The organism is Paenibacillus taiwanensis DSM 18679 (assembly GCF_000425125.1).
Classification (GTDB): domain Bacteria; phylum Bacillota; class Bacilli; order Paenibacillales; family Paenibacillaceae; genus Paenibacillus_B; species Paenibacillus_B taiwanensis.
Genome location: NZ_AULE01000031.1, coordinates 1 through 17140, shown reverse-complemented (window position 1 = coordinate 17140; position 17140 = coordinate 1). Strand labels below are relative to the sequence as shown.

At 44.3% G+C, this 17140-nt stretch carries 12 protein-coding genes, 1 rRNA gene and 1 riboswitch; of the genes, 12 read left to right on the top strand and 1 reads right to left on the bottom strand.

The features are described 5' to 3' along the window. Window positions 1-182 precede the first annotated feature (182 nt). Window positions 183-1721 (top strand): glutamine-hydrolyzing GMP synthase, encoded by a 1539-nt coding sequence (gene guaA, locus H509_RS0107750; RefSeq protein WP_028544584.1) that lies wholly within the window; start codon window positions 183-185, stop codon window positions 1719-1721. 323 nt (window positions 1722-2044) lie between these two features. Here guaA and H509_RS28160 read toward each other — a convergent pair whose 3' ends face one another. Beyond that, the gene (locus H509_RS28160; protein ID WP_028544583.1) at window positions 2045-3085 is read right to left on the bottom strand and encodes an alpha-helical endospore appendage domain-containing protein; all 1041 of its coding nucleotides are present in this window, start codon (window positions 3083-3085) and stop codon (window positions 2045-2047) included. A 1094-nt stretch (window positions 3086-4179) separates the two neighbouring features. Here H509_RS28160 and H509_RS0107740 point away from each other — a divergent pair. From H509_RS0107740 to H509_RS0107690, 11 genes are all read left to right on the top strand, one after another. Continuing rightward, entirely contained in the window at window positions 4180-4551 is a 372-nt protein-coding gene (locus tag H509_RS0107740) for a DUF3221 domain-containing protein (RefSeq protein WP_028544582.1), read from the top strand. Window positions 4552-4682: 131 nt separating this feature from the next. Beyond that, window positions 4683-5192 (top strand): DinB family protein, encoded by a 510-nt coding sequence (locus H509_RS0107735; RefSeq protein ID WP_028544581.1) that lies wholly within the window; start codon window positions 4683-4685, stop codon window positions 5190-5192. Window positions 5193-5276: 84 nt separating this feature from the next. Further along, window positions 5277-5377, top strand: a riboswitch (purine riboswitch). Window positions 5378-5588: 211 nt separating this feature from the next. Then, window positions 5589-6998 carry an NCS2 family permease gene (locus H509_RS0107730; protein ID WP_028544580.1) on the top strand — a complete coding sequence of 470 codons (1410 nt, stop codon included), beginning with the start codon at window positions 5589-5591 and terminating at the stop codon, window positions 6996-6998. Window positions 6999-7427: 429 nt separating this feature from the next. Next, window positions 7428-8474: an ABC transporter substrate-binding protein gene (locus H509_RS0107725; RefSeq protein ID WP_028544579.1), complete on the top strand. Its 1047-nt coding sequence runs from the start codon at window positions 7428-7430 to the stop codon at window positions 8472-8474. Window positions 8475-8618: 144 nt separating this feature from the next. After that, a complete protein-coding gene (locus tag H509_RS0107720; protein WP_028544578.1) occupies window positions 8619-9593 on the top strand; it encodes a nucleoside hydrolase in 975 nt (324 codons plus the stop codon). A 110-nt stretch (window positions 9594-9703) separates the two neighbouring features. Beyond that, the gene (locus H509_RS0107715) at window positions 9704-10525 is read left to right on the top strand and encodes an ABC transporter permease (RefSeq protein ID WP_028544577.1); all 822 of its coding nucleotides are present in this window, start codon (window positions 9704-9706) and stop codon (window positions 10523-10525) included. 5 nt (window positions 10526-10530) lie between these two features. After that, the gene (locus H509_RS0107710) at window positions 10531-11319 is read left to right on the top strand and encodes an ABC transporter permease (protein WP_028544576.1); all 789 of its coding nucleotides are present in this window, start codon (window positions 10531-10533) and stop codon (window positions 11317-11319) included. Between the two features lie 79 nt (window positions 11320-11398). Next, a complete protein-coding gene (locus H509_RS0107705; protein WP_028544575.1) occupies window positions 11399-12508 on the top strand; it encodes an ABC transporter ATP-binding protein in 1110 nt (369 codons plus the stop codon). Between the two features lie 37 nt (window positions 12509-12545). Continuing rightward, window positions 12546-14255 (top strand): adenine deaminase, encoded by a 1710-nt coding sequence (locus H509_RS0107700; RefSeq protein WP_028544574.1) that lies wholly within the window; start codon window positions 12546-12548, stop codon window positions 14253-14255. A gap of 829 nt (window positions 14256-15084) precedes the next feature. Beyond that, a complete protein-coding gene (gene hflX / locus H509_RS0107695; protein WP_028544573.1) occupies window positions 15085-16365 on the top strand; it encodes a GTPase HflX in 1281 nt (426 codons plus the stop codon). 680 nt (window positions 16366-17045) lie between these two features. Continuing rightward, a 16S ribosomal RNA gene (locus H509_RS0107690) occupies window positions 17046-17140 on the top strand; the annotation flags it as partial.

Sequence of the window (17140 nt, the reverse complement as noted above, 5' to 3'; positions counted from 1 at the left end):
CATAGAGCGTCGTCGGTTCATTGACGTCGAGCCTTCATTTGATTAAGATATCATAATGTGCAGTTGCACGCAGCTTTACTTTCAACAAATGAGATAACTATCGCTGCATGGGCTTGATGCTTGTGTGAGCGTTGGTAATAAAGCTTGTCATTTTCATTATATTTCAAGGAGGCACGTCGTTAATGAGTAAGCATCATGAAATGATTGTTGTGCTTGACTTCGGTGGACAATACAATCAGTTAATTGCACGTCGTATTCGCGACTTGGGTGTATACAGTGAATTGATTCCGTATAACACACCAGTTGATAAGATTAAGGAAATGAATCCGAAAGGGATCGTATTCTCTGGCGGACCTTCGAGCGTGTATGAGGAAAATGCACCGCATGTAGATCCAGCTATTTATGACCTTGGACTTCCGATCTTTGGCATTTGTTACGGTATGCAATTGATGTCCCATCAGATGGAAGGCAAAGTACAACGTGCGGGTAAGCGAGAGTACGGGAAATCCGACGTTGTATTTAAAGAGAACAGCAGTCTGATCAAAGGTTTGGAAGCAAGCCAGACCGTATGGATGAGCCACGGCGACCTGGTGGTGGAACTTCCAAAAGGCTTCCAGATTGATGCCAGCACAGAGCATGCACCAATTGCAGCGATGAGCCATCCCGAGAAAAACTTCTATGCAGTTCAATTCCATCCTGAAGTGCGTCACTCTGTCAAAGGGAACGAGATGATTCACAATTTCCTGTTTGACGTCTGTAAGTGCCACGGCGACTGGACGATGGAATCCTTTATTGAAGATAAAATTGAAGAAATCCGTACAACGGTGGGCGACCGCAAAGTGTTGTGTGCATTAAGCGGCGGCGTTGATTCTTCTGTTGTAGCAATGCTGATCCACCGTGCCATTGGCGATCAATTAACTTGTATGTTTATTGATCACGGTCTGCTCCGCAAAGACGAAGCGGAAGGTGTAATGGAGACGTTTAGCGGGAAATTCGGCCTTAACGTCATCAAGATCGATGCGCGTGCACGCTTTATGGGCAAGCTGGCTGGTGTATCTGACCCAGAGCAGAAGCGCAAAATTATCGGCAACGAATTTATTTATTGCTTCGATGAAGAGTCCGCCAAACTGGGCGAATTTGACTTCTTGGCGCAAGGTACGTTGTATACAGACATCGTAGAGAGCGGAACAGCTACCGCACAAACGATCAAGTCGCACCACAACGTTGGCGGTTTGCCGGAAGATATGAAGTTTAAGCTAATCGAGCCTTTGAATGCATTGTTCAAGGACGAAGTACGTAAAGTGGGCGAAGAGCTTGGTATGCCGCATGCGATTGTATGGCGTCAGCCATTCCCAGGTCCAGGACTTGCGATTCGTGTATTGGGCGAAGTAACAGAGGACAAGCTTACGATCGTGCGCGAGTCTGATGCGATTTTGCGCGAAGAGATTGCTAAGGCCGGATTGGATCAAGAGATCTGGCAGTATTTCACAGCGCTGCCTGACATGAAGAGTGTTGGCGTTATGGGTGATGCACGTACGTATTCCTACACTGTAGGTATCCGTGCTGTTACGTCTATCGACGGCATGACAGCAGACTGGGCGCGTATCCCTTGGGACGTGCTTGAGAAAATCTCTGTTCGTATCGTTAACGAAGTGGACAATGTTAACCGTATCGTGTACGACGTAACATCAAAGCCACCAGCAACGATTGAGTGGGAATAGATGGACGAATCATGCTGTAATTCCCTATACATCATCCATACATCCTTAATGAATAAGGGGTTATAGTATAGAGAGCAATGAAGTTCTACGCAAAGCTGCAACAATAAAGCTATACAATTTATAAACATACTCTCTTCTATTTGCAATGTTTTGCAAACGGAAGGGAGTATTTTTTTGATTAAAAAGATGCTGTTACAATAGGGATTACTTGATGTTGCTCGTCTCGGAAAGACAAAGTGCCCCCCAGAATAGGGGAGCACTTCAGTATCCAACATTTCATACTAAGCCGTTTTGAGTCAATCTCTTCTCAGATAAGATAAGAACTAACCGATTTGTACAAACGTCAGTGTAGACGCATTAGTGCCAATGATATTAGGTGCAAATGAAAGTGAGACTGGCGAAGTGGCGCTACCAACTAAACCTATCGAAACAATATCACCTGCAGCAACACTAAGAATATTAGTCAGATTCAGTTGAGTTGTTCCAGTAGTATTCCCTAGATTTCCAAATGAATTCATATATGGAGTTAGTATTCCACCCCCATTGAGCTGTATTCCGAAATCTCCTGATTCTCCCGGTGCAAGGTTAACCATCGCTGATATTTGATATATCCCTGCCACATTAACAGTAACAGAACCATCTGGATTGAGGGTAAAAGCACCAGGCGTATTGATAGGGGCCGGGCTGGCAAAAGTCACTGGGATAACAGTTCCATTAGTGGGAATACCTGGTACAAATGGGCCTGCATTCGTGATGTTACCAAAGCTACCGTGAACTCCTGCGAGTGTGCCTGTTGGACCTGTAATACCTATACCCGTAGCGCCAGTCGGCCCAGTAGCCCCGACACCTGTCGCACCAGTAGCACCAGCGGCACCGTCAGCGCCAGTAGCACCCGTAGCGCCGCTCGGCCCTGTAGCGCCGCTCGGCCCTGTAGGGCCAATGGCTCCTGTAGCCCCAGTTGCACCAGCAGGTCCAGTAGCCCCAGTGACTCCAGCACCAGTCGGTCCCGTTGGTCCTACTGGTCCTCCAGACGGCCCAGTAGCGCCCGTGGCGCCTGTAGGACCTGTTAAAGAAGGAGCAGCTAGTATGTTTTCCAGTTTGGATTGGAGCAGCATTTCTTTCTTGATTAATTCCTGCAAAGTGCTTTTTACACTTGCATCAACAGCAAGTAGATCGCTAATTGTTGCTGGAACCGTGAGTCCTGGTAACGTACCGACAGCGTATTGAATCTTTTCCGCCTCGGCATTAATGACATGACCCAATCCTAACTCTTCGATTGCAATCGATGATAACAGCAAATTTAATGCGTCATCTCTTGAAATGGTAATGCTCGGGGTAATATTCGGAATATTCGCTTGAGACAATCGGATCAATCCTTCCGTTTTTTAATTGTGTCACTACCCGTATACGCTATGAATGGGGTGTATGAGGGGTTCGTTTTTTTGGAAAAATGTGCTCTCCCCTATAAATCGGGATCAACATGTGTTTACGCCATTTAAATGTCCCGATGAATGCAAGAAATATCACTTATCGAGTTACGGCTTCCTCACAGGTGGGGCTGTGTATGTTCGCTTCATACCTTCATATCCATGAAGTTGTAACCGCAACAAAGTCTGCGAAAGTCTAGAAGTGCCAAACATTACTAAGTTAGCTTTTTTGGGAAGACCTTTATGATACTGGAGGTATAATGAAGGAAAATATTGGAGTTTATATCCTTATGGCAGTATGATGCCACTATTTTGTGGCCCATACGAACAAAAACATAATATTGTAACGCCAGAAAGAATAGAATAGGACATATTTTCAATACATTGAGTATGTCAGTAGCTTTTGGGGATAAATTACGGTGGAAACAGTTTGGTTTGAATTTCGGTAGCACCGTACGAATATGAAAGGAGAAAGAGTAGGGGGAATGAAGAACAACACAAATATCAAGAAATATAAGTTTTTAGCTTCTTCGCTGTCATGAATTCCGGTTACTACTACCAAGCAAGAATAATAATAAAGTGGTATGAGTATGTGAAAGTTGCACACAAGCTAAATTTCATGCAACTATTTTACGACTATTACTTATCCAATATAGCTAAGAATCAGATTGTAAGATTTTAAAATGTAAAAATTATCATGTTTATTTTTTCCATTTTGATATATATTCTGAATTAGCTATTCATGATAAATGTAGGTATGTTGGGACATCTGTTGAATGAGATGAGGCATACATTTAAGAATAAAAGCAAATTTTATTAGAACGACTTCAAATTTGAGACTAGCGAGGCATGAGCAATCATTCTATTTACTCTGGTAATAGCAGATCTACAGATACTCCTATCTGGTGATAATACATCCATGAATTTTACAATCTTCTTGGTTTGAAATAAAGGGAGAGTGTGAGGATGCCTGTAAGGTTCATATTAATTGTCATTTTTTTCTTATTTTCGTTGGATGTCAGGAGGGTGATATGAAAAACGTAGAGGAAAATGAATATACTATGGTGGGATATGTTGTAAAAAATACAACAACTTCAATTTTAATTGTTTCGATTGCACCTTCGCATAATAAGCAATATGAAGCATTGTGGTTAACTACAAAGGAAAAGATAGATATAGGCAAGAAGGCAGAGGTAACTTTAGAAGAGGAAATTCATACCTCCTTTCCTGGGCAAGGAACAGCTAAGCAACTAAAAGTGCTACAAATGGAATCACCCGATACTGCTCGTTTGCCTGCTGAAGCTGCACTAAAAACGGCATTACTGCAAGTAAATGAGTGGGAAATTCCAGCTGTTAAAGAAATAATTTATCAAAACATGGATAATTACGATTTTAGATGTTAAAAAAAGCCCCATTCAAGAGAAGAAAGTTATAGTCCAACATAATCATGTATCGTAATGTGAGACTCTCCGCTTATTAGACACAATACTATTATGGGAACGATCCACAAATGATATTAGAAAGGAAGATGGTTATGGAGCTTCAAGAAATCAAACTACATTTAGAAGAAACAAGAGAAGAGTTATTAGCTATTGTGAGCGGATTAAATAAAGAACAATTAAGCGCACGCAAAGACACAAGCAGTTGGAGCATAAGCCAAATTTGTCAGCATTTAATGAAGACAGAAGAATTATATAGTGTTGCCATAAAGAGAGGATTAAAGAGCGACGAAGATTCATTTATAGAAAATAAACCATTACAATTTCTACTGGATAGGAGCAACAAAATCGATGCTCCTGACATTGCAAAACCCGCCGACATCATTATAGGCTGTCAAGAAATTAGTAACGGATTAAACCAGTCAAGAGAGAAGTTATATGAGATATTAAGCGCAGTAGAAGATCCGACACTATTGAATAGAAGACATTTTACACATCCGGTCTTTAAAGAGATGACATTAATGGAGTGGGTCAGATCGCTGTACATACATGAACAACGACATATTAAACAAATGAATGAAATTTTGGAGGGTTTGAGCAAATAACGAACATTCGCAATGTGTGATCTATTTATCATTCGTGATTTTTGTTGACAAAATTCGAGCCTATCACTAAAATAAACATGTACAACAAAAACAGAAACTCCTTTTCGTATAATCTCGGGAATTGGCCCGAGAGTCTCTACAAGGTCACCGTAAATGACTTGGCTACGAGAAGATGAACGGACACGGCCACCTTTACGATACGTTATCGATTGAGGGGGTGCTAGGTTTGCCATTTGGCTGGCTTAGCGTCCATCATCTTGTTCAGTAGCCCTGGAATCTAATTCCTTGGGCTATTTTTTGTTGTCAGGCGAATGCCCGATATATAGCAAATGACTAATTCGGTGCATGTTCGGGTACACACAATATGAGATTTCTCATGGGGAGGATGTAACACTTATGGAACGCTTCTTCAAAATTAAGGAGCATGGGTCAACGATCAGAACGGAAATTATGGCGGGTATAACAACGTTTATGACGATGGCCTACATCTTGGCTATTAACCCTGACATTTTGACAGGTTTCGGCAAGACGGGCATGGAGTGGTATCCCGTATTTCTAGCAACTGCAATTGCTGGTGGTATTTTTACGATTGCGATGGGTATTTTCGTTAATTTCCCTGTAGCACTTGCTCCTGGGATGGGGCTGAATGCATACTTTGCATCGGTCATCGTATCTACAGCAGCAACAGATCATCCGGTGACCTGGCAGATTGCTTTAACCGCAGTATTTGTGTCAGGTATTATTTTCTTCCTTTTAACGATTACGAATATTCGACAGCAGCTGATTGAAGCAGTGCCAGACGGCTTGAAGCATGCGATAACAGTAGGTATCGGTCTCTTTATTACTATCGTAGGCCTCAAAAATAGTGGATTGCTTTCTGTATCGGTTGAATCTGTTAACGATATTGGCAAGGGTGTATTTACACCGCTGAAGGGCTTTGAGACGGTATTTGGTATCGGTAGCTTCACAGATCCTCAAGTGCTCCTGACTATTATCGGTCTCGCTTTAATTTCCGTTCTAATGGTCATGAATGTGCCGGGAGCGATTTTGTTTGGTATTTTGGGAACTACCGTTATCGGCATCTTTATGGGGGTTGTTTCCTTTGACAGTCTAAATGACGTGTCCAAGACACCGTGGATTCCTGACTTGGGACAACTAAATGTGTTCGAGTTTGATTTTTCAGGCTTACTAGGTGTCGGAATTGTATCGATTATACTAACGTTTACGTTTGTGGAGTTGTTTGACACATTTGGTACCTTGATAGGCACAGCGAACCGTGCAGGCTACATGAAGAACCCGGAAGAAGGCAAGAAGCGTGTCGGTAAAGCGATGTTCGTAGATTCGATCGCTGTAGGCGGTGGCGCTGTACTGGGTACTTCTACGGTAACTGCCTTTGTTGAAAGCTCCGCAGGTGTTGCAGCAGGCGGTCGCACAGGGTTAACAGCTGTAACGACAGGTGTATGTTTCTTGTTGTCCTTGTTTATCGCTCCAATCATTGCGTTGATCCCAGGATCTGCAACAGCAGCAGCGTTAATCGTCGTAGGTGTGTTGATGATGCAGTCCGTGCGAGACATTAACTTCAATGACCTTGTCATTGGTATTCCGGCATTTTTAACAGTAGCCTTTATGCCATTTACGTACAGCATTGCTAACGGTATTTCATTCGGAATTTTGTCTTACGTATTACTTGCTTTTGTGGCGAATGTATCTGGTAAGGCAACGGAAAAGTATAAGATTCATTGGATGATGTGGATTCTGTTTGTCCTTGTACTAGCACGTTACATCATGATGGGCGGCGGACATTGATACCAATGCAGAATTATTAGGCTAGTAAGGAAGTTGAAGCGCAACAGTCAGCAATGGCTGGGGCGCTTTTTTCTGGGCGGCAGCAGTTGAGAAGGTGAGAAGTTGAGCAGTAACGTATGAGATAGGGACTAATTGTTATCGATAACCAATTTATAAAAAATGATCCGGCTGCATCAGAACAGGATTTGGTTGATCATCCAGGTGCAGTGGACGGAATTTAGAAGGTAAAACCGTATTTTATTTAATTTTTACACTTTTAGGCGGTTGAATATAGGGTTAAATTATGTTAAAGGCGAACGATGATGCAATATAATTGTAAAATTGTTCGTAAAAAACCTTGAAGTGTGCATGGAACTGTGCTATTCTTGTCCATGTTGAAAAGAACCACTCTTCTTATACAAAGTTAAGCATCTAGGGGGACATACGTTAATGAAAAAGCTGGCTTTACTACTCACCGTCGTTCTGACATTTGGTACGCTTCTCGCTGCTTGCGGGAGCGGCAAGGAAGAAGGCAGCAGCAAGCCGACAGAACTTGTCATCTCAACTTGGGGATTTGCTGAAGATGCTATGCGTAAAAATGTGTATGAGCCATTTGAGAAAGAATATAACGTAAAGATTGTAACGGAGATCGGTAACAATACGGATCGCTTAAATAAAGTTCGCCAAGGCAGCTCTAAAGTAGACTTGATCTACTTGTCCGACTATTATGCGCTGCAAGGTATTGAAGAGGGCTTGTTTGAGAAGATTGACCACAAAAACATCCCTAACATTGAAAACTTGTATGAGATTGCAAAGGCGCCGCTGGGCAAAGAGTATGGCCCTGCCCATACCGTAGCGCAGCTCGGACTAGTTGTGAACGGTGATCAAGTGAAGACGCCAGTCGAGTCATGGAGTGATTTGTGGAAAGCAGAGTTTAAAAACAAGCTCGCTTTGCCAAACATCACGATTACGACTGGGCCAATGTTGATGGATATTGCAGCGAAGCACGCAGGTAATCAAGAGATGAACACGGATGCAGCATTTAAAGCATTAAAGGAAATTAATCCTGGTGTCGTCAAATATTACTCGAAGTCTGCTGATTTGGTTAATATGTTTGCTCAAGGCGAAGTGGTTGTAGCGCCGATGCAGGATACGTTCTACGGAAGTGTATCGGAGGCAGTTCCTTCAGCGAAGTACATCACGCCAAAAGAGGGCGCGTATGCACTGTTGAATACAGTTAATGTCGTTAAGGGATCAAAAAATAAAGAGTTGGCAGAAAAGTTCATTAACTGGCACTTAAGCCAACAAGTCCAACAGGCTAATGCCGAGCAGCGTGTTGATTCTCCAACGAACAAGTTGGTTAAGCTGACAGACGAGCAAGCCAAAGGGATGACGTATGGGGCTGAAGTTGTTGAAAAATTGAAGCTGCTCGACCTTCGTAAAGTAAATCAAGAAATGAGCGGCTGGATCGATCGCTGGAACCGTGAAATGGAGTAGCTAGCAATTTGGAGGGAGGGCGGCGTAAGCACCCCTCCCTTTTCTGTGGCCTTGGCCTAACTAGATGAATCATAATACGATGTGCGGCGTGGGGAAGCGATAGCATTGGATCAAGTTCCTTATAAAAGGAGGTCTTAACATAGGATGGACAAACTTGAGAGAGTAAGACCCGTTATTATGGATGTGGATACGGGAGTTGATGACGCACTTGCCATTATGATGGCTGTAAAAAGTGATGCCCTGAGGCTGCTTGGCATCACAACTGTTAGCGGTAACGTCTCCTTGTCTCAAGCAACATTAAATACACGCAAAATACTGTTTGCGCTAAACCAAGAACGGCTCAACAGGGGTGAAATCGCGTATGAAGACATACCCGTTATCCCTGGTGCAGATCGTCCGCTACTCAGGCCTTTATTTTTTGAACATCACGTTCATGGTCGTGATGGACTTGGCGGTGCATTATCTAACGTAGAACTTCCTCCATTGTCTGAGGAACTGCCGCATGCTGCTGCTTTTATTATCGAGCAAGCTAAAGCATACAAGGGCGAGCTGGAGCTTATTATGACAGCACCGCTGACGAATCTGGCGATAGCCGTTCGGATGTGTCCAGAGCTGCCGCAGCTGATCAAGCGGGTAGTCATGATGGGTGGCGTTGTTCGTTCATTCGGCAATGTGACGCCGACGGCGGAGTACAACATCTATGTTGATCCTGAAGCAGCACGTATGGTGCTGGAAGCGGGTTTTGATCTGACGATGGTTGGGCTTGATGTGACACGCCAAGCCTTGCTGAGCGAGCAGCATCTGCAAGAGATGGACGGGACCGAGCTTGGACCGATCGTGCGCCAATGCACAAAGGATTATATGGACCGTTATCGGGAGCGAAATGGCATTAACGCCTGTGCGCTGCATGATCCGTTAGCGGTAGGGGCAGCAATCGATCCAACACTTGTCGTCACCCAAAAGCTGTACGTAGATGTAGAAACAAAGAGTGAGTTGTGCGACGGGCAGACGGTATGCGACTTCCAAAATCGTCTGGGGCATATTCCGAACGTAAACGTGTGCCTTGACGTAGATAGCGAACGGTTCATCCACCAATTTATTAATTTGATTAAGCAATAAGTATATTTGAGGACTGCGCATTATCTATGTTCGTAGTTAGAGAGGTATTTGAGCAATAACAAGGCAAATGCCGATTAACGAGATATTTTGACAACGGGAGAAGGTCAACGATGAAGAAAGTGTATTTATGGCTCTTAATGCTTCCGGGACTGTTGTTCCTGACTTTATTTATGATCGTTCCGATTTTTATGACGATTGGTTCGACTTTTTTTCAGGATGGTGGGTTTACGATTCAAGGGTACGTGAAGCTGCTAGGTGACCCTTATATTTTGAAAATACTAGGAACGACACTCCAAGTAAGTGTGATCACTACGATTGTCTGTATTGTGCTCGGATTCCCGACCGCCTATTATATCTCGAAGACCAAGGCCAGAACAAAAGGCATCCTGCTGGCGCTGGCCCTATTCCCGCTATTGACTAGTGCCATTGTACGCTCCTTTAGCTGGATGGTTATTCTCGGGAAAAATGGTATCGTCAACAACATCTTGACGGGCATCGGCCTTATCGATGAACCTCTCAAAATTTTATATACGCCAACCGCGATGGTTATTGGTCTCATTCATCTGTTTTTGCCGCTTATGATTATTTCGTTGGTAGGAGTAATGGAAAATATCGATGGAGATTTGCTGCGCGCTTCCGAAAGTCTGGGGGCATCACGGCTTAAAGGCTTTATGAACATTATTGTGCCGCTATGTGTTCCTGGTTTAATTGTTGGCAGTATTTTGGTCTTTGTCGGAAGCTTGACCGCTTATACGACACCGCAGCTTCTGGGCGGTAAACAACGTGTTGTCGCTACTTTCCTTTATCAAAATGCGATGACCTTGAATGACTGGTATATGGCTTCCATCATTGCCACGGTAATGATCGTTGTAACCTTTGTCATTATTGGCTTGATGAATAAGCTCGCACGCAAATTAAATCCGAAGGGGTAACGAACATGAAGGAGAAGCATCGCGGACTTGCCGTCTTTACGGCGCTAGTGTTTATTTTCCTCCTGGGACCGCTAGTTATCATTATGGCTACGTCGTTCGGGGACAGCACGATACTTAAATTCCCGCCGGAAGGGTTCTCCCTCCGATGGTATCAAAATATTTTTGATGTAGATATGTTTATGGAAACATTTAAAGTCACAATTGTGGTTGCACTGATCGGTAATCTAATTGCACTTCTGCTCGGTGTGCCAGCCGCATACGCGCTAAGTCGCGGCGAATTCCGTGGGAAGGGACTGTTAAATTCCATTTTTATATCACCGATTCTTATTCCAGGTGTCGTACTTGGCTTTACGATGTTAAAGTATTTGGTTGTGAAATTTGATCTGCCGATCTATTCCAGCCTGCTTATAGGGCACGTGGTGCTAATGCTGCCGTTTATTATTCGTGTGATCGCATCAAGCTTATCGAACTTTGACTACGCAATTGAGGAAGCTTCCATGAGTCTGGGCGCTTCGCGACTGAAAACCTTCTTTACGGTTGTGCTGCCTAATATTCGTTCCGGCCTGATTGCCGGAGTGCTGCTTGCGTTTTTAGAGTCGTTTAACAATGTAGATATTTCAGTATTTATGACGGGTCCAGGGGTTAGTACACTGCCTATTCAAATGCTGACCTACGTGGAAAATTATTTTGATCCGACCATTGCGGCCATTTCGGTGCTCTTAATGGTAGTGACAGGCGTATTGATGATATTGATCGAACGTTTGATGGGATTGTCCTACTTTACGAAGAAATAAAAGACAGATCGGCTGGAATACAAAGTCTCTACAAAGTTTCTATGACACCATAACGGCTGACAAACGGAGGGAATACAACGTGGAACTGTTATCACTTCAAAATATATCGGTAGCTTATGAGAAAAATTTAATTCTGGAAAACTTCAATTTAAATATCGAGAAGGGAGAGCTTATCTCCTTACTCGGCCCTTCTGGATGCGGCAAGACGACAACACTTCGCCTAATTGCGGGATTTTTGGAAGCCAAGGACGGCAAGTTTATGTTTGAAGGGAAGGATTACACACGTGTGCCGGTCAATAAGCGCAATTTCGGGTTTGTGTTCCAAAGCTATGCCCTGTTTCCGCACATGACGGTATTTGATAACGTTGCTTATGGATTACGTCTGCGTAAGGCAAATAAGGAAGAGATAGACAAAAAAGTCCACGCCATGCTTGAGGTTGTCAGCCTGCAAGGGTTCGAGAAGCGCTACCCGGGCGAATTATCAGGTGGTCAGCGCCAGCGTGTCGCGATTGCCCGTGCGCTTGTGATCCAGCCTGATTTGCTGCTGTTCGACGAGCCGCTCAGCAACTTGGACGCGAACTTGCGTGTAAATATGCGTGTGGAGATTCGCCGCATCCAGAAGCAGTTGGGTATTACGACGGTGTACGTTTCTCATGACCAAGAAGAGTGTTTCTCTATTTCGGACAAGGTGGCGATTATGAACAAAGGTGTTATCGAGCAATTAGACGCGCCAGCCACTATTTATAAATATCCAACAACAGAGTTCGTCGCTCGTTTTATCGGGTTTAACAACTTTATAGCTATTCAACAGATGAGTCAGGATGGGGCACAAGTGTCGCTCTTGGGTGAACAGGGTACGAAAATTAAGCTCGTTCATCGTTCGGGGCATCCAATCACGGACAGCATGAAAGCGGCGATTCGTCCTGATGATTTGCTTGTCGTGACAGACAGCGAACTTGCGGATGGAGTTGGCGGATTAACGATGGATGAGCTGGATGCGGGGTATAACGTGATTACGGGAAAGGTGAAGATCAGTACTTTCCTCGGTCGCAGCTATCAATATGAAGTAGAGACCCCGCTTGGTGAATTTACAGTGAACCGTGAGATGGAAACAGCGTTTGACCACGGTGCACAAGTGAAGCTGGTACTGCCGAAAGAGAAAGTAGTGCTCGTGCGAACGTCGGTGTAACGATGAACTTTATTTTACTTGTGAAGGGGTGCATGAGGTGAACATTGATCTGCTCATTAAGGACGTTCAAGTCTATAACGTATATATGAAACAATTTATTGAGGGTAACGTAGCTGTGCTGGATGGTCGGTTTCTGTATGTGGGTGCTCGTGGCGAAGAAACATTTACGGCCGCTGAAACTTTGGATGGACGTGGGCGTCATATGGTTCCAGGTTTGGTTGATATACACCTTCATATCGAAAGCTCTATGATCACACCTAGGACATTTTCTCATGGCATATTAAAAAATGGGGTTACCACTGTAGTGTCGGAGCCGCATGAGATGGCGAATGTATTTGGCCTTGAAGGGGTCCAGGCGATGATCGATGCTAGCCAAGGCTGCGAAGCTGACATATTATACGCGATTCCGAGCTCAGTGCCGGCGACGTCGTTAGAGACGACAGGCGGGGAAATTGATGTGGCAGATATCGACAAGCTGATGAAGCAAGATCGTGTGATCTGCCTTGGTGAGATTATGGATTCCTATGCCGTATTAAATGATCCCAATGGCAAGACGAATCGGATATTACAGCATTTTCGCGACCACTATCCACATGTAGTCATTGAAGGGCATACGCCGAAGAGGCTGGTGGATCTGGATTTGGCCCGCTTTATGTTTGCGGGGGTGGATTCGGATCATACTGAGCAAGAGGTAGAGAGTATGCTGGATCGGATGCGCAGCGGATGCTTTGTAGAGATTCAAGAGAAGGCGATGCGTCCTGACATTATGCAGGTATTAATTGAGCAGGATGTGGCGGAGCTGTTCTGTTTTGTGACAGACGACGTAATGGCCGATTCCTTTGTGGCGGACGGTCATTTGAATCATCTTGTACGTAAGGCGATTAAAATGGGGATGAGTCCTGAGCGTGCTATTTATGCTGCGACATACACATCGGCCCGTCGGATGCAGCTTCATGACCGTGGCGCGATTAGTCCAAATAAAATTGCAGACTTTGTGCTGCTATCTGATTTGAATGCATTTACGATTGATGCAGTATATAAACGCGGTACACTTGTATATGATGCAGCTCGACATACGTTGCAGCAACAGGAGCCGGGGCAATTTCCGCTGCATTTCTATGAGAGTGTGAAGCTGCACAAGCTGACGGAAGCTGACTTTATTGTCAATGTAGAAGCTGCTGATGGAATCCAGATGTGTCGGGTCATGGAAGTAGTGAACGGCACAACCAATACGAACGAGCTCCATCGCGAGGTTAACGTGATCAACCGCGAGCTGCAATGGGAGAAAAGCGGTTGCGGGCTGGTGGCGACATTTGAACGATACGGGAAAAATGGCCAGCGTGGCTACGGTCTAATTACCGGAAATACGATCAAGCGCGGCGCGATCGCAACAACGTATTCACATGATAACCACAACTTGTTGGTTGTCGGGCATAACGCCGCAGATATGGCACTGGCGGCGAATACGGTAATCGGCACGCAGGGCGGCTTCTGCGTCGTGGTGGACGGAGAAGTGCTGAAGCATGTGCCGCTGCCCGTGGGCGGTATCCTGTCCGAAGTGCCATTTGAACAGTTCGGACAGGATATAAAGGAGCTGCGTGCAGCGATGGAGTCGATCGGTTATGAGCATTATAACCCGATCATGTCGATCAGCACGCATTCCTTGCCCGTGAGTCCGTCTCTGAAATTGACGGATTATGGCTTAATTGATGTCCATGCCGGCCAAGTTGTGCCGTTGGTTGTGTAGTCAAAGTCCGTTATTGCAGGCAAGTGCAATTGTACTTGCACTGGGGAACTTGGCTTGCCGCATTCGAGCGGAGTTTCCAGTACAAAGGTTGCTTAACGAGAATTAGGCTTGCTCTGGACTGGTACTATATGCTAACATGAAAATAACTTTTAAAGAACGGAGGGTTTCCGATGATTAATATGGCAGCTATCTTCCTTTCAGGAAGAATCCGATTGAACACATTTGTCACTAACTGAATAGTGCTCAATGGCTCTGCCTGCGTGCAGAGTAATCGGGATTGGTCTGCCTATTTTTAAGGAAACCTTGTTATGACATACAAGTGCGACAAGAGGGCGAGGGACGAACCTGCCCTCTTTTGTTGTGCCTTAGAATAGTGGAATTTTCACAGGATGAACGAAATCAGTTAACTTCAATACTATACGAGTGAACGTAATTGGGATGCTTGGTACTTTGCAGCAGAAGTATGCATGTTCAAGCAGCACTATGTTTATGATTCAGTGACGTATGGTGTTGAGGTGTGAGCGCAACGAATGACAGGTTAGAGCTGGTATCAACTGATAGGAGTTGACAGCGGATGACTGTTCACAGTGGGGGCTTTGCATAGCGCCGTATAGTGTTCAGCCATAGCCTGAATGATGTTGTCATTTATCTGATGGATGTTCTTTCCGTTAATTAGGGTTTGTTCCCTTTACGGACTTGTGAAGCAGTGAATTGTGAGTGCGAACGTCACGCGCCATCATTTATTCCCGTTTACTTCCTGCACAGGCCAGAGGTCTGTGTTTTTTTGCGTATAATTTGCATACTAGAACAAGAACGGGGGATTTCATTTATGGAACAATTCATGGAGCAACAGCAGAAGGCAGTTATTGTTGGTGTTAATTTAAATCATCAAAAGGACTTTGAATATTCAATGGAGGAGTTGGCCAATTTAGCGGAAGCGTGCAACGTAGAAGTTGTAGGCACGGTGACGCAAAATTTAAGCCGTGTTAACACATCGCATTATATTGGAACAGGCAAGTTGCAGGATGTCACGGCGATGCTAGAAGAGCAAGGCGGAAACCTTGTTATTTTTAATGACGAACTTTCACCTTCACAGATTCGTAACTTGGAATCAGACTTGGATGTTAAAGTTATTGACCGTACGATTCTCATTTTAGATATTTTTGGTGAGCGGGCAAGAACAAGGGAAGCGCAACTTCAAGTTGAAGTTGCGCAGCTTCAATATATGCTGCCTCGTCTCGTCGGTCTTCGTGAATCGCTTGGGCGGCAAAGTGGTGGCGTAGGAACCAAGAATAAAGGTGTCGGGGAGAAAAAGCTCGAACTGGATCGTCGTAGAATTGAAGAGAAAATTACGATGCTGAACAAAGAGCTTGAAGTTCTGGTGGCGCATCGCCAGACGCAGCGTAAAAAGCGCAAGAAGACGGGGCTGCCGATCGTATCGTTAGTTGGTTACACGAACGCAGGCAAATCTACTGTGATGAATGCGTTAGTTGAGTTGTATACAGAGACCAAAGACAAACTTGTTTTTGAGAAAAACATGCTTTTTGCCACACTTGAAACTTCTGTACGCAGCATTGAGCTGGAGGACAATAAAAGTTTCCTGCTGACGGATACGGTAGGCTTTGTTAGTAAGCTCCCACATCATCTTGTCAAGGCATTCCGCTCGACATTGGAGGAAGTTAGTGAAGCTGATTTGCTTTTACATGTGGTCGATTGTTCGAATCCGGAGTTCGAGCAGCACATCCGTATTACAAATGAAACGTTAAAAGCGATTGGTATTGAAGAAATTCCGATGGTGTATATCTTTAATAAGGTCGATTTGAGGGAAGGTGCTGCGCCGGAGAACGTTTCAAATACAGACACGGTTTACATCTCTGCGAAGAAGAAATGGGGGATCGATGAACTGATCAGCATGATCCGTCAGCATATTTTTAAAGACTACGTGCAATGTATAATGCGAATACCCTATGATCAAGGTCAATTGGTATCGTATTTAAATGAGAACGCCCATGTGCTTGATACTAGCTATGAGTCGGATGGCACGAAGTTAAAGCTGGAGTGTAGAACTAGTGATTACATGAAGTTTGAGCATCTGGTTGTAGAGGAATAGAATAAAAGTTGTGAGCCACCATGTGATAAGTCGTGTCACATGGTGGTTTTTTATGGTGGAGCTTGTGTGGGATTTGAAGCTTGCTGGATGAGATGGATTACATAGTGGTTTGATATAGGTCGATGAGATCTGATGCGTCTGATGGTGTGTAATGGCGTGTAGTGCAAAAAAACATGTGCTGGTGAGGGGAAGAGATCCAATTCACGGCTGCGGGCGGAATAGTGCAGCGGGTATGGTATTAAGGTATAAATTATTCCTGTTTAATAAGTTGCCAGATTGCCAGTCAATAAACTTATATAGAAGCCTTGCAAAAGTATAGCCAGATATGTTATATTAATTTTCCGCCGAGGAAATGGGCGGGACAAGCAAAAAAGATGTGAGATGAGATTCAACTTACAACTTACTTTTTTTAAAAAAAGTGCTTGACCTTGTAGCGTGCAATGTGGTATATTAATTAAGTCGCCGCTGAACGGCGGTGAAGAAAAGAAAGTAACTTACAATTGTTCCTTGAAAACTGAACAACGAGCAACGTTGAATGAAGGACATGACTTCGGTCATGAAACGCATTTAACGGGAATGTTAAGAATCACGAGATTTATCTCGTCAGCAATACAAATGAGCAAGTCAAACACTTGAGTGAAATTTGATCACAATCTTTTGATTGTGTAGCGAAATTCGCTTTAATGGAGAGTTTGATCCTGGCTCAGGACGAACGCTGGCGGCGTGCCTAATACATGCAAGTCGAGCGGAGTTGATGAGGTGCTTGCACCTCTGA

Excerpts from the sequence above, each read along its gene's own strand:
- guaA (WP_028544584.1), top strand. The coding sequence starts at position 183 with ATGAGTAAGCATCATGAAATGATTGTTGTGCTTGACTTCGGTGGACAA.
- H509_RS0107740 (WP_028544582.1), top strand. The coding sequence starts at position 4,180 with ATGAAAAACGTAGAGGAAAATGAATATACTATGGTGGGATATGTTGTA.
- H509_RS0107735 (WP_028544581.1), top strand. The coding sequence starts at position 4,683 with ATGGAGCTTCAAGAAATCAAACTACATTTAGAAGAAACAAGAGAAGAG.
- H509_RS0107730 (WP_028544580.1), top strand. The coding sequence starts at position 5,589 with ATGGAACGCTTCTTCAAAATTAAGGAGCATGGGTCAACGATCAGAACG.
- H509_RS0107725 (WP_028544579.1), top strand. The coding sequence starts at position 7,428 with ATGAAAAAGCTGGCTTTACTACTCACCGTCGTTCTGACATTTGGTACG.
- H509_RS0107720 (WP_028544578.1), top strand. The coding sequence starts at position 8,619 with ATGGACAAACTTGAGAGAGTAAGACCCGTTATTATGGATGTGGATACG.
- H509_RS0107715 (WP_028544577.1), top strand. The coding sequence starts at position 9,704 with ATGAAGAAAGTGTATTTATGGCTCTTAATGCTTCCGGGACTGTTGTTC.
- H509_RS0107710 (WP_028544576.1), top strand. The coding sequence starts at position 10,531 with ATGAAGGAGAAGCATCGCGGACTTGCCGTCTTTACGGCGCTAGTGTTT.
- hflX (WP_028544573.1), top strand. The coding sequence starts at position 15,085 with ATGGAACAATTCATGGAGCAACAGCAGAAGGCAGTTATTGTTGGTGTT.